Source organism: Natronoarchaeum sp. GCM10025321 (assembly GCF_042663585.1).
GTDB lineage: Archaea > Halobacteriota > Halobacteria > Halobacteriales > Natronoarchaeaceae > Natranaeroarchaeum.
Map to the genome: position 1 here is coordinate 2,525,268 of NZ_JBHTAN010000006.1, position 25,447 is coordinate 2,550,714.

The 25,447-nt window shown below is 64.0% G+C and carries 25 protein-coding genes; 13 read left to right on the forward strand and 12 right to left on the reverse strand.

All coding sequences use genetic code 11. The features are described from left to right. Positions 1-124 precede the first annotated feature (124 nt). The 3 genes from ACFQL3_RS15855 to ACFQL3_RS15865 all read left to right on the forward strand — a co-directional run bounded on the left by ACFQL3_RS15855 (position 125) and on the right by ACFQL3_RS15865 (position 4,540). Positions 125-1,828 carry an Hvo_1808 family surface protein gene (locus tag ACFQL3_RS15855; protein WP_377056044.1) on the forward strand — a complete coding sequence of 568 codons (1,704 nt, stop codon included), beginning with the start codon at positions 125-127 and terminating at the stop codon, positions 1,826-1,828. A 63-nt stretch (positions 1,829-1,891) separates the two neighbouring features. After that, positions 1,892-3,346 carry an Hvo_1808 family surface protein gene (locus ACFQL3_RS15860; RefSeq protein WP_377056046.1) on the forward strand — a complete coding sequence of 485 codons (1,455 nt, stop codon included), beginning with the start codon at positions 1,892-1,894 and terminating at the stop codon, positions 3,344-3,346. A 45-nt stretch (positions 3,347-3,391) separates the two neighbouring features. Beyond that, entirely contained in the window at positions 3,392-4,540 is a 1,149-nt protein-coding gene (locus ACFQL3_RS15865) for a nicotinate phosphoribosyltransferase (protein ID WP_377056048.1), read from the forward strand. A gap of 20 nt (positions 4,541-4,560) precedes the next feature. Here ACFQL3_RS15865 and ACFQL3_RS15870 read toward each other — a convergent pair whose 3' ends face one another. Then, complete coding sequence (locus tag ACFQL3_RS15870) at positions 4,561-5,163, reverse strand: TIGR00296 family protein (RefSeq protein WP_377056050.1); 603 nt, start codon at positions 5,161-5,163, stop codon at positions 4,561-4,563. A 171-nt stretch (positions 5,164-5,334) separates the two neighbouring features. Here ACFQL3_RS15870 and ACFQL3_RS15875 point away from each other — a divergent pair, with 171 nt between their 5' ends. Next, positions 5,335-6,177 carry a polyprenyl synthetase family protein gene (locus tag ACFQL3_RS15875; protein WP_377056052.1) on the forward strand — a complete coding sequence of 281 codons (843 nt, stop codon included), beginning with the start codon at positions 5,335-5,337 and terminating at the stop codon, positions 6,175-6,177. Here ACFQL3_RS15875 and ACFQL3_RS15880 read toward each other — a convergent pair. Together ACFQL3_RS15880 and ACFQL3_RS15885 are read right to left on the reverse strand one after the other, a co-directional pair. Then, the gene (locus tag ACFQL3_RS15880) at positions 6,174-7,262 is read right to left on the reverse strand and encodes a DUF373 family protein (protein ID WP_377056054.1); all 1,089 of its coding nucleotides are present in this window, start codon (positions 7,260-7,262) and stop codon (positions 6,174-6,176) included. The genes ACFQL3_RS15875 and ACFQL3_RS15880 overlap by 4 nt on opposite strands. 46 nt (positions 7,263-7,308) lie before the next feature. Further along, positions 7,309-7,968 (reverse strand): DUF6517 family protein, encoded by a 660-nt coding sequence (locus ACFQL3_RS15885; RefSeq protein WP_377056056.1) that lies wholly within the window; start codon positions 7,966-7,968, stop codon positions 7,309-7,311. Positions 7,969-8,101: 133 nt separating this feature from the next. Here ACFQL3_RS15885 and ACFQL3_RS15890 point away from each other — a divergent pair, with 133 nt between their 5' ends. Then, on the forward strand, positions 8,102-9,097 hold the full coding sequence (locus ACFQL3_RS15890; RefSeq protein WP_377056058.1) for a radical SAM protein: 996 nt from the start codon (positions 8,102-8,104) through the stop codon (positions 9,095-9,097). Positions 9,098-9,272: 175 nt separating this feature from the next. Here ACFQL3_RS15890 and ACFQL3_RS15895 read toward each other — a convergent pair whose 3' ends face one another. The 4 genes from ACFQL3_RS15895 to ACFQL3_RS15910 all read right to left on the reverse strand — a co-directional run bounded on the left by ACFQL3_RS15895 (position 9,273) and on the right by ACFQL3_RS15910 (position 11,839). Continuing rightward, complete coding sequence (locus ACFQL3_RS15895; RefSeq protein ID WP_377056060.1) at positions 9,273-9,878, reverse strand: DUF7411 family protein; 606 nt, start codon at positions 9,876-9,878, stop codon at positions 9,273-9,275. 1 nt (position 9,879) lies between these two features. After that, positions 9,880-10,230: a DNA-binding protein gene (locus tag ACFQL3_RS15900; RefSeq protein WP_377056062.1), complete on the reverse strand. Its 351-nt coding sequence runs from the start codon at positions 10,228-10,230 to the stop codon at positions 9,880-9,882. 121 nt (positions 10,231-10,351) lie between these two features. Continuing rightward, positions 10,352-10,801, reverse strand: coding sequence for a 30S ribosomal protein S19e (locus tag ACFQL3_RS15905; protein WP_377056064.1), 450 nt, complete (start codon positions 10,799-10,801; stop codon positions 10,352-10,354). 57 nt (positions 10,802-10,858) lie between these two features. After that, positions 10,859-11,839: an oxidoreductase gene (locus tag ACFQL3_RS15910; protein WP_377056066.1), complete on the reverse strand. Its 981-nt coding sequence runs from the start codon at positions 11,837-11,839 to the stop codon at positions 10,859-10,861. A 148-nt stretch (positions 11,840-11,987) separates the two neighbouring features. Between ACFQL3_RS15910 and thiL the strand changes: the two genes are divergently transcribed. Continuing rightward, positions 11,988-12,860, forward strand: coding sequence for a thiamine-phosphate kinase (gene thiL / locus ACFQL3_RS15915; protein ID WP_377056068.1), 873 nt, complete (start codon positions 11,988-11,990; stop codon positions 12,858-12,860). A gap of 19 nt (positions 12,861-12,879) precedes the next feature. Here thiL and ACFQL3_RS15920 read toward each other — a convergent pair whose 3' ends face one another. The 3 genes from ACFQL3_RS15920 to ACFQL3_RS15930 all read right to left on the reverse strand — a co-directional run bounded on the left by ACFQL3_RS15920 (position 12,880) and on the right by ACFQL3_RS15930 (position 15,500). After that, positions 12,880-14,001, reverse strand: coding sequence for a site-2 protease family protein (locus ACFQL3_RS15920; RefSeq protein ID WP_377056070.1), 1,122 nt, complete (start codon positions 13,999-14,001; stop codon positions 12,880-12,882). A gap of 121 nt (positions 14,002-14,122) precedes the next feature. After that, entirely contained in the window at positions 14,123-14,383 is a 261-nt protein-coding gene (locus ACFQL3_RS15925) for a DUF7123 family protein (protein ID WP_377056072.1), read from the reverse strand. Between the two features lie 286 nt (positions 14,384-14,669). Next, positions 14,670-15,500, reverse strand: coding sequence for a molybdopterin synthase (locus ACFQL3_RS15930; protein WP_377056074.1), 831 nt, complete (start codon positions 15,498-15,500; stop codon positions 14,670-14,672). Positions 15,501-15,603: 103 nt separating this feature from the next. On the opposite strand from ACFQL3_RS15930, the gene ACFQL3_RS15935 reads away from it, so the two are divergent. The 4 genes from ACFQL3_RS15935 (at position 15,604) to ACFQL3_RS15950 (ending at position 21,347) form a co-directional block, all read left to right on the forward strand. Then, positions 15,604-16,986, forward strand: coding sequence for a hemolysin family protein (locus ACFQL3_RS15935; RefSeq protein ID WP_377056076.1), 1,383 nt, complete (start codon positions 15,604-15,606; stop codon positions 16,984-16,986). 68 nt (positions 16,987-17,054) lie between these two features. Continuing rightward, positions 17,055-17,780, forward strand: a complete 726-nt coding sequence (pyrH, locus tag ACFQL3_RS15940) for a UMP kinase (protein ID WP_377056078.1) — start codon at positions 17,055-17,057, stop codon at positions 17,778-17,780. After that, positions 17,777-19,480 carry a lysine--tRNA ligase gene (gene lysS, locus ACFQL3_RS15945; RefSeq protein WP_377056080.1) on the forward strand — a complete coding sequence of 568 codons (1,704 nt, stop codon included), beginning with the start codon at positions 17,777-17,779 and terminating at the stop codon, positions 19,478-19,480. The genes pyrH and lysS overlap by 4 nt, the downstream gene beginning before the upstream one ends. Positions 19,481-19,556: 76 nt before the next feature. Continuing rightward, positions 19,557-21,347 carry a site-2 protease family protein gene (locus tag ACFQL3_RS15950; protein WP_377056082.1) on the forward strand — a complete coding sequence of 597 codons (1,791 nt, stop codon included), beginning with the start codon at positions 19,557-19,559 and terminating at the stop codon, positions 21,345-21,347. Here ACFQL3_RS15950 and ACFQL3_RS15955 read toward each other — a convergent pair whose 3' ends face one another. After that, a complete protein-coding gene (locus tag ACFQL3_RS15955; RefSeq protein ID WP_377056084.1) occupies positions 21,348-21,848 on the reverse strand; it encodes a 2'-5' RNA ligase family protein in 501 nt (166 codons plus the stop codon). Between the two features lie 41 nt (positions 21,849-21,889). Then, positions 21,890-22,084, reverse strand: coding sequence for a DUF7554 family protein (locus ACFQL3_RS15960; RefSeq protein WP_377056086.1), 195 nt, complete (start codon positions 22,082-22,084; stop codon positions 21,890-21,892). A 94-nt stretch (positions 22,085-22,178) separates the two neighbouring features. On the opposite strand from ACFQL3_RS15960, the gene ACFQL3_RS15965 reads away from it, so the two are divergent. From ACFQL3_RS15965 to ACFQL3_RS15975, 3 genes are all read left to right on the forward strand, one after another. After that, the gene (locus ACFQL3_RS15965) at positions 22,179-23,390 is read left to right on the forward strand and encodes a DUF4897 domain-containing protein (RefSeq protein ID WP_377056088.1); all 1,212 of its coding nucleotides are present in this window, start codon (positions 22,179-22,181) and stop codon (positions 23,388-23,390) included. A gap of 154 nt (positions 23,391-23,544) precedes the next feature. Further along, positions 23,545-24,369 (forward strand): hypothetical protein, encoded by an 825-nt coding sequence (locus ACFQL3_RS15970; RefSeq protein ID WP_377056090.1) that lies wholly within the window; start codon positions 23,545-23,547, stop codon positions 24,367-24,369. 17 nt (positions 24,370-24,386) lie between these two features. Beyond that, on the forward strand, positions 24,387-25,085 hold the full coding sequence (locus tag ACFQL3_RS15975; RefSeq protein WP_377056092.1) for a DUF7345 domain-containing protein: 699 nt from the start codon (positions 24,387-24,389) through the stop codon (positions 25,083-25,085). The last annotated feature ends 362 nt before the right edge of the window (positions 25,086-25,447 follow it).

A 25,447-nucleotide genomic window follows, 5' to 3' on the forward strand; every position in this document is an offset into this window, starting at 1 on the left:
GCTGTCATACGTTCAATCCACGATATCTGCGGCGAACCCCCTGGAGCCGACGGAAGACGTTGTCTGGACCGTCACTAACGTCCATTACAAACAGTTTTTATGCGCCTGTCACGATACTGTGACCATGCGCCAGCACCTCGCCGTGTGCATGGCCCTGCTGTTTGCACTTTCACTGGTTGCGATCCCTATCGGCAGCGCAGCGACCGTTCAAGCGACCGGGACGGCGACCCCGCAGGAGGGCGACGTCGCAACGGCGAGTACGACACTCCAGAGCGACGGCGATGTGAGCGACGGCGGTGTAGTCCACACATGCGCCATGGACCCACCCGAGGATTACGCCGATCCGGCGGAGGACGGCCTCGGCTGGTCGAACGGCTACTGGTACGACGAACCACTCGACGTTAACACGACAGGAGGACTCAACGAGTCCGAGTTCGACGCGCTGGTCGCCCGGACCGAGGCCCGCGTCGAAGCGATCCGGTGTCTCCCCTTCGAGAACGAGACGACAGTCGAGGTGATCACGCGCGAGGAGTTCGCGAACGAAACCGCCCAGTGGAACGTATCGGAGGACCGCCGCGCGTTCGAGAACGTTGTCTACGAGGCCCTGTTGCTCGTCGACGACACGGATGTCGCGGAGGTCCGGCGGGAGAACCTCGAAACGGGCGTGGGGGGATACTACGACCCAGCCACTGATCGGATCGTCGTCATCGCGGACGACGAAGAGTCACTGGAGTTCGACGAAACGGTTCTCGCCCACGAACTCGGTCACGCCCTGCAGGACCAACAGTTCGATCTGAGTCGCTTCGACGAGCAGATGCTCGACGCTAGCACCGCAGAGAACGGACTGATCGAGGGTGACGTCGGCTACGTCGAACAGCTCTACGAAGGGGCCTGCGAGGACGGCGTCTGGGCGGATACCTGCATAGAGGTTCAGGATCCCGAGCCAGCACCCGGGCCGGACGACCTCGCGAACGTCGGCCTCTATCTCCTCTCCTTCCAGCCGTACAGCGACGGCCCCGCGTTCGTCGACGCGCGCTACGAGTACGACCCCGGCGAGCAGTCGGCCGGCAACTGGGGGCCGGTCAACGAACTGTACGAGAACCCGCCCGGAACGACAGCCGAGGTGATCAGTCCCGACCGGTATCCGAGCTACAAGTCGACAAACGTGACGATACAGGACAACAGTACTGACGAGTGGGAGCGACTGACAGTCGAGGGGCGACCCGACTACGAGACCGTCGGGCAAGCAGGGCTGTTCACGATGTTCGCTAACCCGACGTTCGACTCGGCGGCGGATCAGCTGATCGAACCGAGCGAGCTGCAGGACAACGACTCGCCCTACAGGCTCTACAACTACAGCAACGAGTACGTCACTGGCTGGGACGGCGACCGGCTACAGGTCTACGAATCCGAGGACGGCGAGACGGGCTACGTCTGGGCGACCGAGTGGGAGAGCGAGGAGGACGCACTGGCGTTCAGGCAGGGCTACGACCGACTGCTCGACGATGCGTGGAGTATGGACCGCGTCGAGGGTCGGGCCGGCACCTACGAGTCCGGCGACGCGTTTGCGGGGGCGTACTACGTCGACCGCGAGGGGACACAAGTGTCCATCGTCCACGCGCCAACCGTGGATCAACTTTCGGACCTCGAAAGCACCGCCGAATCGACCACCGAGTGGGAACTCCCACAGTCGACGCCTGCCGACGACACCGGCACCGGCACCGACACCGGCACCGACGAGATACCGGGCTTCGGGATCGTAGCCGCCGTGATTGGCCTCTTCGGTGCGTTTCTGATTGTCCTTCGGCGGCGACGCAACGGCGGTTGATCGTCCCCGACGATATCACCCGGAGCGGACAGTTTTAACACTGCTTAGCAGTTGTGTAGGGACGTGAACACGAGGATCGTGGCGGCGATCGGAGTCGGTCTCTTGTTACTGCTTGCCGGCTGTACGGTGCCGACAGTCGACGATGAGGGGCCACAGCCGCTCGACGACGGCGAACTCGGCCACGTCGATGGCTACGAGTACGACGACTCCATCGACGTCGACACGAGCGACGGACTGGACGAGGGTGAGTTAGAGGCTGTCACGAAACGAGCGATGGCCCGGATCGAACAGGACCGTCGGCTGAACTTCGAGCAGGCGGTGCCAGTCGAAGTGATCAGCCGCGAGGAGTTCCAGAGCGGCAGCGCGACCGAGCGGAGTTACGACGCGCTGGACAAACAGCTCTGGCGGGCGGCCTTCGTCGTCGGCGACGACAGCAGCGTCGACGAGGAGTTCAGCGCGCTGTACGGCTCGTCGGTCCAGGGCTACTACACGAGTGCCCGGGGCGGACAGATCGTTCTCGTCGCCGACGATCCGGACGCGGTCGAAGTGGACCGTGGGACGCTCGTCCATGAACTCACGCACGCCCTGCAGGACCAGCACTTCGGGATCAATCGCGACACTGCAACCCGCGACGAGCGGCTTGGCTGGCTGGGGCTTCTGGAGGGTGAGGGCAACTACATCATGGACCGGTACGAGGAACGCTGTGGGACCGAGTGGGAGTGTATCGACCCCGTCGAAGGGGGGTCGGGTGCGAGCCAGCAGTCGTTCAACGAGGGGCTCTACCTGTCTATCTTCCACCCCTACTCGGACGGCCCGCAGTTCGTCCACGAACTACAGGAGCGTGAGGGCTGGGAAGGGGTCAACGCGGCCTACGAGGACCATCCGACGAGTACCGCGCAGATCATCGATCCGGACCGCTATCCGGACGACCCCGGTACGGACGTCGACATCGCGGATCGAAGCACCGACGCGTGGGAGCCAGTCGGCGAGGACGGCCCGCGCTCCGAGATGCTCGGCGAGGCCGGACTGTTTGCGGCGTTCTGGTACAACGGCGTGATCGACCAGCAACAGATCACTTCGGCGAGCGGCGAGTACGCCCGGTACAACTACGCGCACCCGCTGACGAACGGCTGGGACGGCGACAGCATCGTCGTCTACGAGGACGGCGACGAGCAGGCCCACGTCTTCGAGTCCGAGTGGGAGACCGAGTCCGACGCCGAGGAGTTCGCATCGGGCTACGCGGAGCTACTGACGGGCAACGCCGCCGAACCCATCGACAACCGGACCTACCAGGTCGACGAGGGCGAATCGTTCGCGGGGGCGTACCGCCTCGTCCAGAACGGTACGACGGTGACCATCGTCTACGCACCGACTGTCGAGGCGCTCGACGAGGTCCATGCCATCGAAGAACCGGTAACCGCGTCGGTCGCGACGCCCTCGACCGTATCGGCTACCGACAGCGACCAAACCGCCGCAGCTGCCTCCACTGGCAGTAGTGACGGTATTGCCACACACTGACGGCCGAACGGACGTTTTTTGATGCCGCTCCCGAACAGTAGCCGTATGAGTGATCAGTTCGGGACGGTTTCTGCGGAAGCGATCCGGGACGGGACGGCGACGGACTCGTACTTCCATCGCACGGAGCGCACCCTCGAACACGCCGGAAAGAACCCGACGGTCGTCGCGGAAGTCACCGTCGACCAGTTTCCGACCGGCACGTACGACGTCTTTACCGGAATCGAGGACGTCGCACGCATGCTCGAAGGGCGATCCGTCGACGTCGATGCCATACAGGAGGGACGACTATTCGATGGCGGCCCAGTGATGCGGATCGAGGGGCCGTATCTGGAGTTCGCCCGGTTCGAAACCTCGCTGCTGGGTTTTCTCTCGCAGGCTAGCGGGTACGCAACGAAGGCCCTGCAAGCGCGGCGGGCCGCACCGGACTCGCAGGTGCTCTCGTTTGGCGCGCGACACGTCCACCCGGCGATCACGCCGCTGGTCGAGCGGGCCGGGGTACTCGCGGGGATGGACGGTATCTCCCACGTCGCGGCAGGAGAGGTTCTCGACCGGGAAGCCGGCGGAACGATGCCACACGCGCTCTTGCTCTGTTTCGGGAAGGGCAACCAGGAAGCAGCGTGGGTCGCGTTCGACGAGGCAGTCGACGAGAACGTCCCGCGGGTCGCGCTCTGTGATACGTTCACCGATGAGGTCGACGAGACGCTACGGGCTGCCGACGCGCTGGGCGAGAACCTGGACAGCGTCCGAATCGACACCACGAGTTCGCGTCGCGGGGACTTCAGACATATCCTCAAAGAACTCCACTGGGAACTCGACGCCATCGGTCGCGAGGACATCGACCTGTTCGTCAGCGGGGGGATTACGCCCAAGACCATGCGAAAGCTCCGGGATGTCGCCGACGGGTTCGGCGTTGGGAGCTACGTCACCGACGCCGATCCGCTGGACTTCGCGCTCGACATCGTGGCTATCGATGGGGATCCGATCTCGAAACGCGGGAAGCTCTCGGGTATCAAAGAGGTCTACCGGACCCCCGACGGTGGCCACCACGTGGGGCTGGCACGCCGGGACGGTCCGGCCGACGGCGAATCGCTATTCGAGCCGTTGCTCCGGGACGGAGCAGTCGTCCGCGAGTTCGATCTCGACGCCGCTGCGGAGCGACTCACGGCGGACGCGGATCTGGTTGGAATGGAGTAAGTCGGCGGCAGTTGCTGAAGCTACAGGTGTTCGACGCTGCCGTTCGGCTCGCGTTCGCGATATATTTCGCCCTCGAAGAGCGTGATCATTACGTCCTCTCGCTGCCACGCGTTCGGGGGAAGACCTGCCTTCCGGCAGGTGCGGTCGAGATACTCTTCGGCCGACCAGCCGTTCTGGACGGGTACGGTGGGGTAGAGCCAAGCGCTGTTGTCGCCGGCGTCAACGATTGCGCCGTGTGTGCCCAGTTCCAGGTCCCCAACCGGGTCGTCGGTGAGGATGAGGTTCGTCACCGCACAGACCGAGACTGTGATGTTCGATAGCTCTGCCGGGCGCACCTCGGACCCACAGGAGTTGTCGCTCGCCGCCTCGATGGCGGCTTCGACGATGACGTGACCGAGTTGATCATCACCCTGATGGGCGCCAGCACATCCACGGAGGCTCGCTCGACCGCGGGTCGACTGGAGGCGAACGTACGCCCCAGTACGTTCGTAAAATGCCTCGCGCATGCTTCCCGGCTGTTCACGCTGTCCGTTCTGGACGTATGCCTCGACGGCCTCGCGTGCAAGTTCAACCGACCGCGCCCCATCCTCGTAAGAGAGACTGACGCTTTGAGCCTCAGACATAAGGTGTATAACGGTGTTGAACGACTTGAGTCCTTTCCTTCCAGTTGGATTAGCTTACCTGTTGGTATGTTACTAGTAAACAGGATAAGTAGTTTTTTACTGTTACCGGAGGATCGACCAGTATCCATCGATCCGTCACCTACTTGCCCGAGCACTCCTAACGCGGCGTCAATGAAGTTTCTGGAGCGCCGGAGGGGGCTGGTCGAGGATCGGCTGGAGGCGGTGCTCGAAAATGTCGAACCCACGGAGCTCTCCGAGGAGGTCCAGCAGGTCGCACTGTCGGGCGGAAAACGCGTCAGGCCGCTCGTTACCGTCTTGGCGTGTGAAGCCGCCGGCGGGGAGGCCGAGGACGCCGTCGACTTCGGCGTCGGGATCGAACTGGTGCACAACGCGTCGCTGGTGGTCGACGACGTGATCGACCAGTCGGAGATGCGCCGTGGCGTCGAAAGCGCGTGGACAGCCCACGGCTACGGCCCTGCAATCGTGGCTAGTGACGGCTTACTAGGCGAAGCGTTCGAGCTGTTCTCCGACGAGCCCCGTGCGATGCAGGCGGCAACGGAGGCGATGATCGAACTGGGCGAGGGTGAAGCGACCGAACTCGTCGCCCAGCCAACGAACGAGGAGGAGTACATGCAGCTCGCGCGGCGGAAGACTGGCGCGCTGTTCCGTGCCGCGGCGGAACTCGGCGCGATCGCCGCCGGCGCCGATCCGTTCGACGTCGAAGCGTTCGGCGAGTACGCCGAGCGGATGGGCGTCGCCTTTCAGATCCGTGACGACGTGCTGGACACGACCGCCGACGCCGAAGCGCTCGGCAAGCCGACCAACCAGGACGCCGAGATGGATCGACCGTCGGTGGTGCAGGTGACCGATCTGACGCCGGACGAAGCGACCGCACTCGCCCGGGAGGAGGCCGACGCCGCGATTGACGCGCTCGAACGCACGGAAGCGGCCAACACTGACGCTGGGGAGTATCTCCGTGACCTCGCGGAGTTCGTCGTCGTCCGCGAGCACTAGGACGGCGCTTCGGTGTCTGTCGGATAGCGCGATTCCGCAATCGCGAAGACGAGCGTACTGCTGATTCCCAGCAACGTCCCGCTCGTGAGCGCCGCCGCAAGGTAGGACAGGCCCTCGATACCGAGAACGTACGCGCTGACGCCGTGCAGGACAACTGCGATAGCGAGGACGTACAGCGGCGCGTTGAGATAGCGCCACTCCAGTTGATCAGCCAGATATTCGTCCGTGATCTGACCCAGACTGGTCGTCGCGCCCGCCGCCGCGAACCACTGGATTGCACCGTAGACGAGCGCCGAGAGCACTTCCAGCGCACCGAGACCGCCCGGATCGGCCGCCTGCATCGTTTCGAGTTGATCGACGCCGCTCACGCCGCCGATGACGAGCAGAACCGCGGCGACCAGATACGTTATCAGCGTCACGCGACCGGCGTAGAGGCTCCTGCGCGCCCCTTCGGCCGCGCTATCGATGTACTCGCCCACTCCCAGCCCCCGTGAGAGCAAGTACAGTCCGAGCAGGCCGGAGGTGACGCCGAGGACGAGTCCCGGAAGGTCGAAGACGCTCGCCAGCACCGCCAGCGGGTACATCAAAAGCAGGATACCGAGCGGCATCAGAAGCGTCCCGCGGGTCTCCGGGTCGTTCAGCACCTGCTTGATCGTGTAGTAGATCGATTCGAGGTCCTGTGCCTGCCGGACGACGACCCGCGAGACGCCGTCGACGGTAACTCGTGAGCGGATCACCGGGACGACGCTCTCGTCCTGCGCGCCGTCGGTGACGATCAGGGCGCGGACCTCTTCGCGGGTCGAAAGGCTCGCCAGCACCGTGTCGACCTCCTCGCCGACTGCACGGTTCGCAGCGACGTCACCGCCGTTCGTGCCGGTGACTGCAGCGACCTCGACCGATTCGTCGTCGACGGATTCGGTGATATTGAGTCCCTTGAACAGGACGTTGACGTCACTGTCCTCGGGGTCGGCGGTAGCGAGTTCGACGGCCGCCTCGCGGACGTCCCGCCGGCCGATAACGGGCGTCGAGATGCCCGTTTTGCGGCCGAGGTCGTCGTCGAGGTCGACACACAACACCAGCAGCATCGGACGATGCTACGCTCGCACGTGATTTACCTTTTTGGTCCTGACGCTACGACTCGTGCTCGACGCCCTCGAACAGCGTCTCGACGCTCTCTTCTTCCTCCGGAAGCGCATCCGGGTAGACGCCGATGGCGAGCACGAAGTCCTCGCCGTGGTCGACCGCCTCGGAGACGTGGAGTCGAAGATCGATCGTCACGCTGGAGCCAGCGATCCCCGCCGCACCCTCGTACTCGGTAATCGTCGGTTCGGCCCCGAGCATCGACGTCGAATACTCGCCGACCGACTGCAGGTCCTCGATCCCCTCGTATCGGTCCTGCACCATCTCGGCGATGCGGTCCGTGTCCCAGCGATCGATCGGGTTGACCGACCGGCCGGCAATCTCGAACTTCGGCGTCGAGAGGACGCTGAAGGCCGCACCCTGAAACCGCTCGACCAGGTCGATCTCGACGGCCCGGTCGTACTGGCTGTGCCAGTTCGTGAGCCGCACGGTTCGGCTCTGGTCCGCAACCTCGAAGGTCTCCTCGATGGCGGCCTCCTCCACCGTGTTTTCCCCGTAGCCCGTGCTGTCGAGTGCGCTCTGTGAGACACTGCCCGGCGATGCGCTGACCTCCAGCGCCTCGTCACCGGTGACGAAGCCGAGACAGCCCGCAAGTCCGCCGGTGAGTGCAACACCGGAGGCCGCAAGAACACGTCGTCGCTGTGGATCCATACTACACGGACAGGAAGTGGAGGGTTGAATACTCTGTGGCCCAGCGCCGGTGTGGGGCCTGCTTACACGCACCGCTCGGAGGGGACTCGATTCGCACGCTTTTTCAGGACCCGACGCATAAAGGGGATAACGAATGATCTCGAAGGGCTGCGAGCAGTGCGCTAAAGGAGGAAAGATGGTGCTGTTCGTCTACGGGTACTGCGACCAGCGCGACTGCTTTTACTGCCCACTCGGCGAGAACCGAAAGAACGTCACGGACGTCTACGCCAACGAGCGAAAGGTAGAATCCGACGAGGACGTCCTCGAAGAGGCCCACCGGATGGACGCGCTGGGCACTTCGATCACCGGCGGCGAACCACAGGAGGCGATGGACCGGACCTGCCGATATCTCGAACTGCTGAAAGACGAGTTCGGCGAGGACCACCACACGCACCTCTACACCGGTATCACGGGCGGGCGCGAGAACATGCGCCGCCTCTCGGACGCCGGCCTCGACGAGATCCGCTTTCACCCGCCGTACGAGCAGTGGGGCGACCTCCACGGCACCGAGTGGGAGGAGATCCTCTACATCGCTCGCGAGGAGGGGCTAACCCCCGCCTTCGAGATTCCCGGCATCCGCGCCGAGACGGAGTTCCTCGACTTCCTGGACGAGGGCGCGGCCGACTTCTGTAACGTCAACGAGTTCGAGATGAGCGACGGTAACTACCGCCGGATGCAAGAACAGGGCTACGAACTCAAGGACGGCCACATGAGCGCCGTCGACGGCGACCGCGAGGAGATTCTCGACATCATGGGCGATCACGAGAAGGTCTACTTCTGTACCAGCGTCTTCAAGGACGCCGCCCAGCACCGCCGCCGACTCAAGCGCATGGCCAAGAACATCCGCCGGGAGTTCGACGAGATCACCGACGACGGCACCATCGTCTACGGCAAGACGTGGGTAACCGAACGCCGACTCGACGACATGGGCGTCCCCGAGGAGTTCTACACCGCCAAGTCCGATCACGTCGAGATCGCCTGGTGGCTCTTAGAAGAGATGATCGAGGAGGGCGACGTGGAGGAAGGCGAGATCGTCGAGCAGTATCCGACGGTGGACGGGACTGTAGTCGAGCGGACGCCGCTGGCGTAGAGAACCTACTGCGAGCGAAGGAAGTGAGCGAGCAGCCTTTTTGGCCGAGATTTTTGCGCCGAGCGGTCGTAGCACGACCCGAGGCGAAAAAAGGTCGTGCTGGACGCCGCTGGCGTAGAGAACCTACTGCGAGCGAAGGAATTGAGCGAGCAGCCTTTTTCGCCGGGAAACGATCCTACTCGTCGCCCGCTGAACGCACGTCAGTCACGTACGTCTGTTCGTGGTCCGGGAAGACGTCGCCGATCGCTTCGTGGCCGTGCTCTTCGGCGAGCAGTGCGCGCAGTTCCGCCTCGTAGTCCGACCGCGGAATCTCCTCGCTCGGCCCGACTGTGACGTCGAGCGTCGTCTCGACCAGTCGGTCGACGGCACCGCGGCCGAATCCGGACAGCGGCGCGATATAATCGATCTCATGGCGGTCTTCAAGGCTCTGGGCCTGTGCGCGGGAGACCGAGGGGACGCGGTCGTCCCGCCGGGTACCGTCCGCGACCGCGTCGAACTCCATCCCGGCGACGGTTTCGAGCGCGTGGACGTGGACGTCCTGAATCGCGTTGCGGGGGTAGCCGTCCGACCGCATCTGCTCGACTGCCTCGTGGGCGACGCCCTCGTCGAGTTCGACGCGCTCGAAGGGGTACGACAGCGTTTCGGCGGTGTCGCGGGCGTGTTGCCAGTCGTCGGTGACGCCGAAGTGGGCGGTGACCAGCGTCACGTCGTAGAACTCGTCGAGCAGCAACGCGGCGAGAGTGGAGTCTTTCCCGCCGCTGAAGAGGAGGCCAAGCCGCATCCTACCGCCGCCGGATATTGAAGCTCTTGGAGTCGGGTTTGAGCTCTTCGAGGATCTCTTTCATCTGTTCCTCGTCGATCTGTCCCTGCACGCGGCCGCTCTGGGCGAGCGCGACGACCTGACGTTCGACCTGCTCGCCGAAGTCCGGCTTGGACATCTTGACCGTGTTGAGTCGCTTGCGCGCGCCGTCGGTGAGGTGCTGACGGAGCAACGCCTGTTTCTGTGCGTCGGCCTGCTCCTGTCGGGCCTGCTGTGCTTCGGGGGATCCCCCTTCGCCCTGCTGTTCTTTGAGCTGTTCCATCTTCTTCTGGCGGATCTCGTCTATCTTCTCCTCGTCGGGGTTGTTGCCCATGGCTATCTAGATAATGCCGCGCTGGCGGCAAAGTCATTACGGACGGGCCACGAGGACGACTGCAGGCCGATTGCCGCCGCTACTGGGTGGCAGATACGGAGTAAAACAGTGTATCAGTCGCTCAGGCGTACTTCTCGAGTTCGGGACGGTCGAGGTCTTCGAGCACTTCGGTCGCGGTTTCGTCGAGGAGGCTCTGTCCTTCGGGAGTGACGCGGCGGCCCTCGCCATCGGCGATCGTGATGAGATCCTCGTCTTCTAGCTGCTGGAGGATGGTGCGGATGACGTTCTGGCTGCCGTCGGTTCGCTTGTCGGGGGCGACGCGGTAGCGGTTCGAGCCGTTCTTCGAGCTACCGTACTCGGTCGAGAGTCGCTCGACGCCGACCGGGCCACTCATCGCGACTTTGCGAAGGAGACTCGCGGCGCGGGTCGCCCAGAAGTCCTCCTGTTCGGGCGGCAGTTCCGAGCCGACGCCGGTCGTCGTGTACTCGGCCCAGTCGGGCTCTTCGATCTCGATCTCCTCGACGAGCGCTTCGATGAGCGCGTCCGCAGGTACGTCGTACACCGTTGTCATAGGGATTTCTTCCCTGCCGCGCCATTTAAGACCATCGTATCGTGGCCGGGGCGGGGCTCAGGCCTCCGTCGCGTACCGATCGAAGGCGTACGTGATGCCGGTGAGTTCCGCGGAGATGTCCCAGAGTTCCCGCGCCAGTTCGCGGTCGTACGACGCCTCGCTGGACCGCTGTCGTTCGGGGTAACCGCGCATGTTCATCAGTCCGCCGGGGCCGATATACTCGCTGCCCTCGATATCCGGGGCAGTCGCAGCGTACAGCAACGGTAGCACGCCACGGTCTGCTGGCTGTCCGAAGAGCCGGTTTGCGGCCGACGCCATCCATAGCCGTACCTTCGATCCGGAAAGCTCCGGGCCACGACGTTGCAGGTCGGTCGCTGCATAGCCGGGATGGCACGTCAGACTCGTTACATCGACGTCGGCGGCACTCAGGCGTCGGTCCAGTTCGTACGCGAACAGGACGTTCGCAAGCTTGCTCCGGCCGTACGCGCCCCACTTGTCGTAGGAGGCTTCGGCATCGTCGCTGGCTACGTTCGAAATAAGTCGCTCGGGGTCGATCTCGCCGCGCTCGTGGACCCCACTGGAGTGGGTGACGACCCGCGTTTCCTGGTCGGGAGTGATGAGCAGGTCGAGCAGTCCGGCCGTCAGCGCGAAGTGCCCGAGATGGTTGACGCCGAACTGTAGCTCGAAGCCGTCCGCCGTTTCGCGATAGGGCACGGCCATCACCCCGGCGTTGTTACAGAGCACGTGTAGTTCGTCGTACTCGTCGCTGACGCGCTCTGTAAACGTCTCGACGGAATCGAGATCCGCGAGGTCACAGCGCTCTACCGAGAGGTCCGCGTCGGGGACTTCCTCGCGAATCTCGTCCCGGGCGGTCCGCCCACGGTCGAGGTCGCGACACGCCATGATGACGTCTCCACCCTTGTTCGCGAACGCCCTGGTGGCCTCGAACCCGAGGCCGCTGTTCGCACCGGTAACGACGATCGTTCGTCCGGACTGGTCCGGCATGTTCTGGGCCGTCCAGTTATCGGTCCCTGCCATTTGATCCGTATATGCACTGAAATTGCTAAACACTGTGGGTACGGGCGAAAGATGCTCGCCCGACAATTGAGGCCGGTAACCGGGGCGTTCGGCAGGGGCGGTGCCGCCGACCGAGTCGCTTTTTTCGGTGCTCCCGAAAGGAGGGGACATGGACGAGCGCGCCGCGCTTTTGATGCTCGAAACGGAGCTAGACGCCGCCGGCGATGACGCCGCTGTCGTCGGCGAGCAGGTCATCACGACTGACATGCTCCACGAGCGAACCGACTTCCCCGAGGGGACCACCCGATACACCGCCGGTTGGCGCGCCGTCGGCGCATCGCTATCGGATGTCGCTGCGATGGGGGCTGAAGCAACGGCCGCCGTCGCCATCTACGCCGCCCCCGAGTTCGACCGTACGGAACTCGCCGAGTTCGTCGATGGGGCTCGCGACGTCTGCGAGTCGGTCGACGGGGCCTACGTCGGCGGCGACCTCGACGACCACGTCGAGTTCACCGTGGCGACGACGGCGGTCGGGGGAACCGACGAGCCAGTGTTGCGAAGCGGGGCGCAACCGGGCGACGCAGTCTGTGTCACCGGTGCCCTCGGTCGGAGCGCGGCGGCCCTGGAGCAGTTTCGCGCCGGGGCGACCGACCGCGGAAACGAGCTATTCCAGTTCTCGCCTCGGGTCGCTGCCGGGCAGGCGGTCGCATCCGAGGCAACCGCGATGATGGACTCCAGCGACGGCCTCGCCCGGTCGCTCCACCAGCTATCCGAGGCGAGCGACTGCGGGTTCGAAATAGAGTTCGACGCCGTGCCGGTCGCGGCGGCCGTCGACGAGGTCACGGACGGGGACGACGACTACCGGGAGGCGGCGCTCTTTTTTGGCGAAGATTTCGAGCTAGTGTTTACCGTCCCCGAGGAGGCCGTCGACGACGTTGCCGAGCGCTCGCCGACCGCCGTTACCCGGATCGGGCGTGCTACGCGCGAGGGGATCCTGATGGACGGGGACCCGCTCGAAGACCGGGGCTACACCCACGGCTAAGCAGGGGATCGGCGGGACGTTACGTAATAACCTCGAACGGGACCGGCGTGAAACACAGCGCCGCGAGCAGGAACGCAAGCGCTCCGATAGCCATCCGCCGGGGGCCGATCGAGGATTCCGACAGCGGCTGTGCGGGGCCGACGACCACGAAAAAGAGCGCTATCAGCCCCCAGAACACCCAGATGAACGAGCCCGAAAAGCTCACGTCCGCGACGTAGTAGAGGTAGCCGGCAAGCCCGAACAGCGTCCATGGGACGAGCGCGGCGAGGTCCTCCATCCGCGTGCCGAACATGGCCCGGGAGATGTGGCCGCCGTCGAGTTGCCCGACCGGGATCATGTTCAGGAAGGTGATGAACATGCCAACCCAGCCGCCGATGACGACCGGATGAACGCTCCGGATGGGGTCGTTGGCGTACAGTGACTCTCCAAGGAGGGTTGCGAGCAGTTCCAGTAGCGGCGGATGGCCGAGCATGACCGTGATCCCCTCCTCGCTGGCCGCGATCTCGCTCGGAACGGTCAGGGGGTCGAGCGTGAGTCCGATCGCAGTAACGATGATCGTCGCGACAAGTCCGGCGAGAGGACCTGCAACCCCGATGTCGAACTGCGCGCGCCGGTCGGGGATCGGCCCGCTCATCTTGATTACCGCGCCCGCGGTGCCGATGATCGAGGGGATCGGGATGAAGTACGGTAACGTCGCCTCGACGCCGTGATACCGGCTCATAACGTAGTGGCCGAGTTCGTGGACCCCGAGCACGGTGAGCAGGGCGACGGTGAACGGCCAGGCGTCGATGATCGCGAGTATGCCGTTGCTCAGATCGATGTGGAACCAGAGCGCCCCGGCGATCAACGTGGAGACGATAGTCGCCAAAAGGAGGAAGACGTTCGTCCATGGGATCCCGTCGATCCCGTCGTCGACTGGCTCTGCGACGATGACGTCGGTCCGGCCCCGTCTGGTGAAGGTGATCCGATAGCCGGCATCGTTGAAAACGGGCCAGAGTTCGCGGAGCAGACTCTCGTAGGAAAGCAGTGGCGTGCCGTAGTACTCGATCCGGTCACCCTCGGTGCGGACCTCGTGGACGTGAAAGCGGCCGGTGAACACCTGTAGCGGTGGTCCGATATCGGGTGACTCCGTCGCGTGCATCTATCCCGATGTAATGCTCTCCACGGTTAAAGACTCCACGACGAGGGCTACGCTATCGACGAGTCGTCGCTAACTGTGCGGTAGTAGCAGCGAAAACGAGGAGGGCGGCAAAGAGGGATCTTCAGGCGGGTTCGACGCGCCAGGTCGTCGCGCTCGTGTACGACCACTTCTCGACTTCCAGATCCGTGCAGGAATCCCGGAGCTTGACCATCAGGGCGCCGATCTCTTTGGGCGAGAGACCGACCTCGTCCGCGATGAACTTCCCTTTGAAGTAAAGCTCGCCGTCTCTGGCTTTCTCCGCAAGGTACTGTCGGAGCGTCTCTTCCTTGCTGAGGTTAGCTTGCGGGTCATCGTCCGTGGAGGGCTGCGGTGTTGCACTCATTGATACCACCTGATTCTACCTAACCCGCCGGTATATGTTATAAAGAGAGGTTACTTCGATCCGTTTCGATCCGATTTGCAGATTTTTCCAGTAATCGTAGACGTTTTACGGCTATCATCAAAGCTTCAAAGCCGGTCCAAAATCTCCCAGACGTTTTAAAACCGGTTCTAAATCCGTATTTTGTTATTTCGTTTGAGTAATATACTATTAATTGATACGATGGGTGACGGGCGAACTGGCGGCGTAGACAGGCGACTCGCGGAGCGAAGTTGCCCTCGCGCGACGGCTAGTCGCGCTGGTGGACCCAGAACTCGTCGTCCACGGTGACCTCCTTCTTGAACAACGGCACCTCGTCTTTGAGCCGATTGATCCCGTCTTCGACGGTTCGGAACGCCTCCTCACGGTGCCCGGCCAGGACGACGACAAAGACGATATCTTCGCCGTACTCGATGAGTCCGGTTCGATGGTGCAACAGGACGTGCTGAACGCCCTCGCGGGCTTCGAGTTCCTCCTTGATCGTCGCCATCCGTTCGTCCGCGATACCCTCGTACTTCTCGAACTCCAGATACTCCGTCGGTTCGTCTTCGGGGTCGTCTTTCGCGCGGACGCGCCCGGTGAACGTAGCGATTGCCCCGGCCCGTTCGGCGGCAGGCGAGCGTTTCGCCCGTGCAACGAGCGATTCGAGCGACTCGAACGGTTCGTGGTCCTCGACGGCCGCAAGGACAGCAGAAACGTCGATAGCGTCGGCGTCGGCCCCCTCCGCGAGGACCGGTCCAGCGTGGTCCCGTCCGCCGAGGACGACCTGTGGCAGGTTGGCCCCGCTGTATCCCTCGACCACTGCGTAGTCGTACTCTGTCGACAGTTCGGTGAGCGTCTCATCGAGCGTTCGACTCGTTCCGGTGGCGAACCAGCCCTCGTCGTCGGTGATCCCGTAGGTCGCCTCCGCGCCGGCGGCCCGGTGGCGTGCCGTGTCCTTTCCGTCGGTATCTATCGCCGGCGCATGAGTCATCCGTTTGATCGTCGCGACGCTGCCGCGATCGCTCAGACGGTCGACGATCCGTTCGACGAGCGTGGTCTTCCCGGAGTCCGAGGGGCCGACAACGCCGAGTACGTGCATATCTCGAACCACGGCGGCGCGGGATTTGTAGGTTCTGGAGCGCTATCGAGAGTGACGAGCCATCGAGATGAAACTTTACGGCTGGGACCGATACGTTCAGGATATGTTTCCGTTCGTATCCGACCCGATTACTGTCGATCTACTGGCAACGGTGTTTGCGACCGCAGATGGCGGATCGATCGCGGCCAGTTCCGACCTGTTGTCACGAGAGGTAGTGACGGCGGCCGGCGTGGCCGCGATCCTCGTTCTGATCGGTCTCTCGGCGTTTTTCGCCTCCACTGAGATCGCTATTTTCTCGCTCGGAAACCACCGGGTGAGCGCGCTCGTCGAAGACGGCGTCCGCGGAGCGAAGACGCTGGAGGGGTTGAAATCGAAGCCACGACGCCTGCTGGTGACGATTCTCGTTGGGAACAATATCGCCAACATCGGAATGTCCTCGATCGCGACGGGTCTCCTCGGGATGTACTTCGAGGCCGGGCAGGCGGTCCTCATCGCAACGTTCGGGATTACATCGGTCGTCCTGCTGTTCGGCGAGAGTGCGCCCAAGTCCTACGCCGTCGAGAACAGCGAATCGTGGGCGCTGCGGATGGCCCGCCCGCTGAAACTCTCGGAGTACGTTCTGTTCCCCCTGATCGTCATCTTCGATAGGCTGACCCGAATCGTGAACAAGATGATGGGCAGTGCGGGAAACATCGAGAACGCCTACGTGACCCGATCGGAGATCGAAGACATGATCGAGACGGGCGAGCGCGAGGGAGTACTGGAGGCCGACGAACATCTTATGCTCCAGCGAATCCTCCGCTTCCGGAACCGGATCGCCAAGGAAGTGATGGTGCCGCGACTCGACGTCGTGGGAGTCTCCGCAGACGCGACCGTCGAGGAAGCGGTCGACGTGGCGATCGACAGTGGGTTCACACGGCTACCGGTGTACGAGGAAACGCTCGATGAGGTCGTTGGCGTCGTCGAGGTGAACGACCTCGTGGCTGCCGGCGGTGACAGCGAGGAGGTGACGGCGAGGGAGGTTGCGATAGAGCCATACATCGTCCCCGAGTCCAAAGACGTCGACGAGATCCTGACCGAACTCAGGGAGGACCGCCGCAGGCTTGCGATTGTCGTCGACGAGTTCGGGACGACAGCAGGAATCATCACTATCGAGGACATCGTCGAGGAGATCATCGGCGAGGTGCTCGGAAAGACCGAGCAGGTGCCGATCAGGTGGCTTGCCGAAGACGTCTTGCTGGTCCGCGGTGAGGTCAACGTTCACGAGGTCAACGACGCGCTGGATCTCGATCTCCCCGAGGGCGGCGAGTTCGAGTCGATCGCCGGCTTCGTGTTCGATCGGGCGGGCCGCCTCGTCGAAGAGGGAGAGACCGTCACCCACGACGGGGTCAAACTGGTCGTCCAGACGGCTGAGAACAACCGGGTGCTCGAAGTTCGCGTCGAACTCCCGGAGGAGCGTTCGCCGGTCGAGGGTGACGAGGAGTAACACGCTGAACCCGTGGAACGTCGGACTTGGCAACCCTTAAGACTGCAACAGGGTTACGACGCGGTAGCATGAAAGTGGTCGTTTCTATCGGCGGGAGCGTACTCGCGCCGGATCTGGGGGCCGAACGGATCCGCGAGCACGCAGACGTCATCGAAGGACTGGTCGACGACGGTTGTACCGTGGGCGCGGTCGTCGGCGGCGGTACCGTCGCACGCGAGTACATCGGCACCGCGCGCGACCTCGGCGCGAACGAGATGAAACTCGACGAGATCGGTATCGACGTCACGCGACTGAACGCGCGATTGCTGATCTCCGCGCTCGGGCAGCAGGCCGTCCCATCGCCCGCAGAGACGTACGAGGAAGCAGGTGCAGCGATCAAGCGTGGCGACGTCTGCGTGATGGGTGGCGTCGCGGCGGCACAGACGACCGACGCCGTCAGCGCCGCCCTCGCCGAGTACGTCGACGCCGATCTGCTCGTCTACGCCACCAGCGTCCCCGGCGTCTACAGCGCCGATCCGAACGAGACTGACGACGCGACGAAACACGACCAGCTCTCGGCGGCGGAACTGGTCGACGTTATCGCGGGGATCGAAATGAACGCCGGCAGTTCGGCACCGGTCGACCTACTGGCCGCAAAAGTGATCGAACGCTCGGGGATTCGGACGATCGTTCTCGACGGCACGAAGCCGGAGCGTATCGCAGAGGCGGTCAGGTACGGCAACCACGACGGGACTGACGTGATCCCGGACGGTGTGGGCGACGAGCCGACCTACTGGGCCGATCAGGAACGATGAGCGAGGAACCGGACGAGGACCGGCCGGACCACGGCGTCCCCGCCGAGTACGATCCGTATCTCCTGCGAGAGGACGGCGGCGAGGGGACACAGCACGCGTTCTGGGCCGACCGGGTCGCCGACCATATCGAGGATCGAGAGCCGGACGACCCAGTCGTCATCAAGGGCGGCATCTCACCCTCGGGCATCCCGCATCTGGGGAACGCCAACGAAATCGTGCTGGGCTACTTCGTCGCGGAGGTGCTCCGCGAGCGCGGCTACGAGGTTCGGCAACTGTTCACGACCGACGACCGCGATCCGCTTCGCGGGCTTCCGCGAAAGCTTGCGGATCTAGACGGCCAGATCGTCGGCCTCGGCGATATCGACGCCGGCGCGCTCGGGCGGAATCTGGGCAAACCCTACACCGACATTCCCGACCCCTTCGGCTGCTGTGACTCCTACGGCGACCACTTCTCGACGCTGATCGCAGCGATTGCGGACGATCTGGACGTGCCGATCGAACTCGTCTCGAACACGGACTGCTACGAGGACGGCCGCTTCGAGGCCGCGACCGAGTTCGTGCTGGAGAACCGCGAGACGGCGCGTGACGTCCTCGCCGAGTACCAGAACAAAGTCGACGAGGACTACGTCCCATTTAACCCCATCTGTGAGGAGTGCGGGAAGGTCACCGAAACCGTCACCGACGTCGACGTCGAGGCCGGCACCGTCTCCTACCGCTGTACGGACATGGAGGCCGGCGATCAGACGATCGACGGCTGTGGCCACGAGGGGACGGCTAGCCTGCGCGAGGGGAAACTCCCCTGGCGCTTCGAGTGGGTCGCACAGTGGCGCGAACTGGGCGTCGACTTCGAGCCGTTCGGCAAGGACCATGCCGAGGGCTCGTGGCCCAGCGGCGTCGATATCGCGCTGAACGTCTTCGACGTCGAACCGCCGGTACCGATGGTCTACGAGTGGTTCACCCTCGACGGCGAACCGTTCTCCTCGTCGGCCGGGAACGTCGTGATGGTTCCCGAGGTGCTCGAACTGATCGAACCCGAGGTGCTCCGCTACTTCTTCGCCAGGGACCCGACCCGCTCGCGGGACTTCTCGATCCCACGGCTCGACCAACTCGTCGACGAGTTCGACCGCCTCGAAGCGATCTACTACGGCGAACAGGAGCCAGGCGAGGACGCCGACAAGGCGTTCGCCGACCGGGTCTACCCGTTCCTCGTCGACGGCGAGCCAGCCGACGAACGGCCGATCCGGATCCCGTTCCGCTTTGCCGCAGTACTCGGGATGACCGAGGACCCCGCGCTTCGCGAGGAAATCGCGAGGCGAGAGGGCCACATCCCCGACGACGCCGACGAGGATGTCGTCGCGGATGCGCTCTCGCGGGTCGAGCAGGCCCGCCGCTGGGCGCGCCGGACCGACAACGCCTACAACTACGAACTCAAGCGCGAGTCCATGCCCGACGTCGAGTTCGACGCGAACACCGAGGCGGCGCTCGACGAACTCGCCGACTTCATCGAGACCCACGACGACCCCGAGGCGATCCAGGGCGAGATCTACGAGATCGCACGCCGACACGACGTCGACGTCGGTGACTTTTTCGCCGCCGGCTATCGGCTGTTCTTCGATCAGGAGGAGGGACCGAAGCTCGGCACCTTCCTCGCAAAGCTCGACGAGGCGTTCGTGCTGGACCGACTCCGGCGCGAGCGGTAGTCGGTGCGACGGCAGACCAGTAGCGGGTTTCATCCAAACCAAACGCATATCCGAACGCCACCCCGAGAATACTCCAATGAATACGCTGATCTGGGTCGCCACCGGGGTCCTCGGCTACTGGATCCTCGTGAGTGTGGCGAACCAGCGCGGGTGGTTACCCGAGTACGTCAGCACACAGGGTCCGATCACAACCATCCACACGGAGCGGGGCAAAGCGTTCCTCGACCGCCTGGCGCAGCGGGAACGGTTCTGGCGGGCCTGGGCGAACCTCGGGCTGGGTATCGCGCTGGTCGTCATGGTTGGAGCGTTTCTGATGCTCGGCCTCTCGGCAGTCCTGGCGCTGTCCTCGCCACAGCCGAGTCAGGTGACACAGCCGAGAAACGTTCTCGCCATCCCCGGCGTCAACGACTTCCTGCCGCTGTCGATGGCACCCGAGATCATCTTCGGGCTGGTCGTCGGTCTCGTCGTCCACGAGGGAGGCCACGGACTGCTCTGTCGCGTCGAGGACATCGACATCAAATCGATGGGCGTGGCGCTGCTGGCGATCATCCCCATGGGCGCGTTCGTCGAACCCGAAGAGGAAAGCCAGCGGAACGCGAGTCGTGGCGGCCGGACGCGGATGTTCGCCGCGGGCGTGACGAACAACTTCGTGCTCTCGGTGTTCGTCTTCGCGTTGCTGTTCGGCCCGGTCGCGGGCGCGATGGCCGTCGCACCCGGCGCCTCGATAGCCGGACCGGTCCCGAGTTCCGGGGCCGAAGCCGCGGGGATCGACCGGGGCGACCGAATTACGGCGATAGACGGCGAACCGATCGAGACCAACAGCGACCTCGAAGCGACGCTCGACGAGACCGACCAGAGCGCGGTGACGGTCGAACTCAACGGCGAGGAGGAGACGACGATAGAGCGATCACTGGTGGTCGATGGCGTCACACAGGGCGGTCCTGACAACGTCGATATCGGTGACCGGATCACCGCCGTCGGTGGCGAGAGCGTCGTCACGCAGGACGAACTGCAGACGGCACTCGCAGCCGAGGAGGTAGTAACGGTGACGCTCGAACGGGACGGTGCGGAGGAGACCGCGACGATGGCGACGGGGACGCTCGTCGTCGTATCCGAGGGCGGCCCGCTCGACGAAGCGGGTCTCGAACCGGAGAGCAACACCGTCATCACCCAGATTGCCGGTGAACGCACCGTGACCGGCGAGGACCTGCGAGACGTCATGGCCGAGCAGTCTCCGGGCGAGGCCGCAGAGGTGGTGACGTACGACGGTGACGAGCGAACGACCCACCAGGTAACGTTCGTGGAAGCCGACGACGGTCGCGCGCTCGTCGGCGCGGCATCGGTCGCGCCGGGCGTGAACGGGATCACGACCGACGACTGGGGGCTGCAGTACTACCCGGCAGGGAGCTATCTCGAAATCCTCGGCGGCGAGTCGGACGGGGAACCGACGGTCGACCCCGGAGTAACCGACTCCTTCATTGGCAAGACGTTGCTCGTGCTGTTCCTGCCCGTCGCCGCAATCGTCGGGTCGGGGGTGTTCCCCGAGAGCTTCGCCGGCTTCACGGGAGAGTTGATGAACTTCTACGTCCTCGAGGGGCCGCTCGCGGTCTTCGGGCCCGGCGTGTTCGTCCTCGCAAACGTGCTGTTCTGGGTCGGGTGGATCAACATCCAGCTCGGCTTTTTCAACTGCATTCCGGCATTCCCGCTGGACGGCGGGCACATCCTGCGCACCAGCACCGAGGCAGTGGTCTCGCGGCTACCGATCGAGGGCTCCTACCAGCTGACGAAAACCGTGACCACGACCATCGGGTTGACGATGTTGCTCAGCCTGTTGGTCGTCATCTTCGGGCCGCGGCTACTGGCGTAGTCAGGCCGGAAGCGAAATCGTTCTCGCCGCTTCCTCGTTGATCGCATCCCATAGCCGAAGCTCAGTGATCGTCCACGTGATCGGTTCGATCTCTCGCTCCGCGAACGCGCGGGCGGCCGCGACGTCGCCCCCGCCGCGCGCAAGCGTAACGTGCATGGCGTAATCCTCACCTTCGAGGCCGTCGATGGCTCCGAACTCCTCGACTAGCTGGTCGTGGAGTCGCGCCATCCCGGGCGATTCGACGGTGAGGTAGACGACTGGGCTGGAACCTCGAGGAGGCTGCTCGAAGTAATCGATCCCGGTGATCCGCGCTTCGACGGTCGGCGCACCCTGCAGTTCGCGGCGCACCCGCTCGGCGAGGTGGGTGAACTCGTCGTCGCCGAGCCGTTTGAGCAGCACCGAATGGTGCTCACGGATCGACTCGAAGCCGACGAGTTGGGGGAACAGGTCGGCCGCGAGCGCGGCGACGCGACCGGGAACCGGGGCGTTGAGACTGTACACTGGGAGCAACTACCGGAGCCAGCAAAATGAGCGTATCGAACTCAAAGCCGGTCGAGCAGCCAGAGCACGATCAGAGCGGCGATACCGAGCAGGATGACGGGCTGGAGGAAGCCAAAGAGGCTCGCAAGCCCGCCGATCAGCATCGAGAGGAGTTCGAGCACCAGTACGACGATGAGTAGCGCGAGTGCAATACGGAGGAGGGTCTCGACTTCGACATTGCCACGGGGATCGTTCATGCAACAGCCATTGCCCCCGATGTTTCAAAAACGCATTGGCCGGTCGGAAGAGAGCAACAAGGCTTTAGCGATCAGGGTGAGAACGTCGGGAAGAATGGATCCGAGCGAGCGCACGACAGGACGGCGGATCGTCGCCGTCGGTATCGCAGTACTGCTGGTAACGACGCTCGTAGCCGGGAGTCTCGCCGCTGGCGCAGCAGCGGACCAGCGGAGTCAGTCGATCCAGCAGGACGGAACCCAGGCACCCGTCGCTCAGGAGGAGTTCGATGCCGACGACGTTCGGCTGACCGTCGACGTCGACGACGAGGGCACAGCAACGTGGACTGTCGAGTACTGGAAACGCCTCGACGACGACGAGAGCACGACCGCCTTCGAGTCGATCGAGACTGACGTCGAGGAGAACCCACAGGAGTACGTCGACGAGTTCGCCGCGTCGATGGACGGTACCGTGGCGTCCGCCACGAACAGCACGGGCAGGGAGATGGCAGCAAACGACTACACCGTCAGCACGAGATCGGAGTCGATCCCGCAGGAGTACGGCGTGTTGACCTACAGTTTCGAGTGGAGCGGCTTCGCCGCTGTCGACGGTGAGCGACTGGAGATCGGCGACGCTATCTCCGGGTTCTTCCTCGACGACCAGACGCGACTCGTCGTCGCCTGGCCGGGAGAGTACGAACTCGTCGACGTGCAACCCGAACCCACCGAGACGCGAGAGGGCTCCGTCCTCTGGCAGGGCTCCCAGACCTCGTTCGTCGGCGACGAACCACGTGTGGTCGTCAGCACGGATCCCGGCGCTGCCGATGCACTCGGGGAGGAGAGCGGTCTGCCGCTAGTTCCCCTGGGTGCAGGACTCACCGGAGCGGTGCTGGTCGTGATTCTCTGGTTCCTCTACACCCGCGGGCTCTCGGACAAGGGCGGCGACGGTACGAGTGCGGCGGACAACGCGGCGAGCGATGCAGGGACAGTAGAGCAGAGACAACCGACTCCAGCCGCGGCCGCGGAGTCCGATCCCGCAGCGGCGGGCCAACAGGCCGCTGTGCCCGACGATGCCGATGCGCCCGACGCCGACGCCGACGAGAGCCCCCCCTCGGAGCTACTCAGTAACGAGGAACGGGTTGTTCGACTGCTGGAACAACACGGCGGACGGCTGAAACAACAGCAGGTCGTCGGCGAACTGGAGTGGACCGACGCGAAGACGAGTCAGGTGATCGGCGCGCTGCGCGAGGAGGGAACGGTCGAGACGTTCCGGATCGGCCGCGAGAACGTCGTCCGGCTTCCGGAAGAGGGCGAGGAAGGTAGCTTATAAACCCCACGTCGTTTCGCACCCCGAAATCGTGGCGACATTCAGGAATCGCACGACGAGGCGGGGTTACAATCCGCATTAATCCGGCTTAACGGTCGGCAATCGTGGCTGAGCGTCTGTACTTTATATACTGTACCGGCTGCAAGAGGGGAGTGTAATGAGACGCACTGTAGCCGCACTCGTGGCGCTTGCCGTGGTGGTGTCCATGGTTGCCGCCGCGCCCATGGCCGTCGCAGGACAGGCGTTCGCACAGGACGACGAGAACGACGACGACGAGAACGGTGTCGAGCCGGGCGAGCAGTTCGCGGGGGTCGTAGCCGTACACGAATCCGAGTTCGAGGGTGAGATGAGCGAGCGGACCTTCGGCGTGAAGATGGCCCAGTCCGCGAACGCCTCGGCACAGGGTGAGATCGTCGGTGAACAGGTCAAAGACGTCGAGCAGCGGCTCGACGACCTCGACGAGCGCGTCGCGGAACTCGAAGAGCAACGCGCTAAGGGCGAGATCACCGAGGGGCGGTATCAGGCCGAGATGGCCGTCGTCGCCTCCGAGCGACAGACCGCCGCGAACCTCGCGACACAGAGCGAGGCGAGCGCCCAGGGCCTCGATGCTGAAATCCTGACAGCAAACGGAATCAACGTCACCGCGATCATGACCCTCCAGGAGCGCGCGAACGAACTCGGTGGTCCCGCAGTCGCCGAGGCCGCACAGACCATCGCAGGCGGGAACGGCCCCGCTGACGCCGGACCGCGCGTCGAGATCGGTGCCGGGGCTGACGGCAAGGTCGGCGTCGACATTCCCGGCCTGAACAACGAGAGCGACGACGACGAGAACCGCTCGGAAGCAAGCGCCGATGCAGGCGCCGACGCCGGCACGGATGACACCCAGGTCGACGCCGAGATGAATACCGACGTCGACACGACTGACGACGGCAAAACGACGGTCGACGGAGAGACCGAAACCGAAGCCGGAGCGGATCACTGATCAACGTTTCAGTACCGATGATTTCCAATCGTGCGATAGCGACGGTGCTCGCAGGACTCGTGGTGTGTAGCCTCGCCGTGACGCCGGTCGCGGCAGCACACTCTCCGGAACCGTCTCTGGTGATCGACGTCGACGAGACGGGTGACGCACAGGTCACGCTAACGACGACCTACGACCTCGACAGCGAGGAAGAGGCCGCCGCGTTCGAGTCGGTGCAGGACGACGAGGAGACACAGACCGAGATACTCGATGGGTTCGCCATGGACCTGCAGTCCGTCGCCGACGCCGCCAGCAAGCGCACCGAGCGGCCGATGGTGGTCACCCGCGAGGACGTGACGACCGAGCGCCAGGACGACGTTGGCGTGCTGAGAGTGACGGTGCAGTGGACCAATCTCGCGGCGATAGAGGGAGATCAGCTCGTCGTCACCGAACCGTTCGCCAGCGGATACGAGACGGACCGCCCGCTAAGCATCGTCGCCCCCGACGGCTTTATTCTGGCTGACGCGATGCCGACGCCCGACGACGAAGGCGACGGGACGGCGACGTGGGCCGCTGGGACCGCACTGGACGGCTTCGAGGTCAGCATAGAAGCGCCCGATGGTGAAATCGAGGCGAGTGCGGGCGACGCCACCGACGACAGTCTCCCCGGCTTCGGGGTCGTCTCGGCGGCGCTTGCCGCACTCGTCGGGGGCGCACTGGTCGCACGCCGGAGGTAACTGTCGGAGCGGGCTACCCCAGCAGTGACAGGGAACAGCAGCAGCGAGACGGCCGCTAGCCTTCGTTTTCCGGCGAAAACACGGAAGTTTTTAATACTCAGAGTGGGGTAGCTACACTCAACATGGAGACGACTGCTACGGGGACGAGTTTCGAACCCCCCGAGAGCGGTGCGTCTCCACTCGCTTCTTTCGGTCGGCGGCGGCGGGGCCCTCTCTAGGCCCACTACCACTTCCCCCACCGACTACACGAACTACAACAAACAGTAGAGAACAGATTATAGCTCTTATAGACATCTCTGCGATTTTTATTCAGTAATAGAAAGAAAGGATTTAATACCGTCCGAAGGCTGGCTTCGAGTACA

Excerpts from the sequence above, each read along its gene's own strand:
- ACFQL3_RS15855 (WP_377056044.1), top strand. The coding sequence starts at position 125 with ATGCGCCAGCACCTCGCCGTGTGCATGGCCCTGCTGTTTGCACTTTCA.
- ACFQL3_RS15865 (WP_377056048.1), top strand. The coding sequence starts at position 3,392 with ATGAGTGATCAGTTCGGGACGGTTTCTGCGGAAGCGATCCGGGACGGG.
- ACFQL3_RS15870 (WP_377056050.1), bottom strand. The coding sequence starts at position 5,163 with ATGTCTGAGGCTCAAAGCGTCAGTCTCTCTTACGAGGATGGGGCGCGG.
- ACFQL3_RS15875 (WP_377056052.1), top strand. The coding sequence starts at position 5,335 with ATGAAGTTTCTGGAGCGCCGGAGGGGGCTGGTCGAGGATCGGCTGGAG.
- ACFQL3_RS15880 (WP_377056054.1), bottom strand. The coding sequence starts at position 7,262 with ATGCTGCTGGTGTTGTGTGTCGACCTCGACGACGACCTCGGCCGCAAA.
- ACFQL3_RS15885 (WP_377056056.1), bottom strand. The coding sequence starts at position 7,968 with ATGGATCCACAGCGACGACGTGTTCTTGCGGCCTCCGGTGTTGCACTC.
- ACFQL3_RS15890 (WP_377056058.1), top strand. The coding sequence starts at position 8,102 with ATGATCTCGAAGGGCTGCGAGCAGTGCGCTAAAGGAGGAAAGATGGTG.
- ACFQL3_RS15895 (WP_377056060.1), bottom strand. The coding sequence starts at position 9,878 with ATGCGGCTTGGCCTCCTCTTCAGCGGCGGGAAAGACTCCACTCTCGCC.
- ACFQL3_RS15900 (WP_377056062.1), bottom strand. The coding sequence starts at position 10,230 with ATGGGCAACAACCCCGACGAGGAGAAGATAGACGAGATCCGCCAGAAG.
- ACFQL3_RS15905 (WP_377056064.1), bottom strand. The coding sequence starts at position 10,801 with ATGACAACGGTGTACGACGTACCTGCGGACGCGCTCATCGAAGCGCTC.
- ACFQL3_RS15910 (WP_377056066.1), bottom strand. The coding sequence starts at position 11,839 with ATGGCAGGGACCGATAACTGGACGGCCCAGAACATGCCGGACCAGTCC.
- thiL (WP_377056068.1), top strand. The coding sequence starts at position 11,988 with ATGGACGAGCGCGCCGCGCTTTTGATGCTCGAAACGGAGCTAGACGCC.
- ACFQL3_RS15920 (WP_377056070.1), bottom strand. The coding sequence starts at position 14,001 with ATGCACGCGACGGAGTCACCCGATATCGGACCACCGCTACAGGTGTTC.
- ACFQL3_RS15925 (WP_377056072.1), bottom strand. The coding sequence starts at position 14,383 with ATGAGTGCAACACCGCAGCCCTCCACGGACGATGACCCGCAAGCTAAC.
- ACFQL3_RS15930 (WP_377056074.1), bottom strand. The coding sequence starts at position 15,500 with ATGCACGTACTCGGCGTTGTCGGCCCCTCGGACTCCGGGAAGACCACG.
- ACFQL3_RS15935 (WP_377056076.1), top strand. The coding sequence starts at position 15,604 with ATGTTTCCGTTCGTATCCGACCCGATTACTGTCGATCTACTGGCAACG.
- pyrH (WP_377056078.1), top strand. The coding sequence starts at position 17,055 with ATGAAAGTGGTCGTTTCTATCGGCGGGAGCGTACTCGCGCCGGATCTG.
- lysS (WP_377056080.1), top strand. The coding sequence starts at position 17,777 with ATGAGCGAGGAACCGGACGAGGACCGGCCGGACCACGGCGTCCCCGCC.
- ACFQL3_RS15950 (WP_377056082.1), top strand. The coding sequence starts at position 19,557 with ATGAATACGCTGATCTGGGTCGCCACCGGGGTCCTCGGCTACTGGATC.
- ACFQL3_RS15960 (WP_377056086.1), bottom strand. The coding sequence starts at position 22,084 with ATGAACGATCCCCGTGGCAATGTCGAAGTCGAGACCCTCCTCCGTATT.
- ACFQL3_RS15965 (WP_377056088.1), top strand. The coding sequence starts at position 22,179 with ATGGATCCGAGCGAGCGCACGACAGGACGGCGGATCGTCGCCGTCGGT.
- ACFQL3_RS15970 (WP_377056090.1), top strand. The coding sequence starts at position 23,545 with ATGAGACGCACTGTAGCCGCACTCGTGGCGCTTGCCGTGGTGGTGTCC.
- ACFQL3_RS15975 (WP_377056092.1), top strand. The coding sequence starts at position 24,387 with ATGATTTCCAATCGTGCGATAGCGACGGTGCTCGCAGGACTCGTGGTG.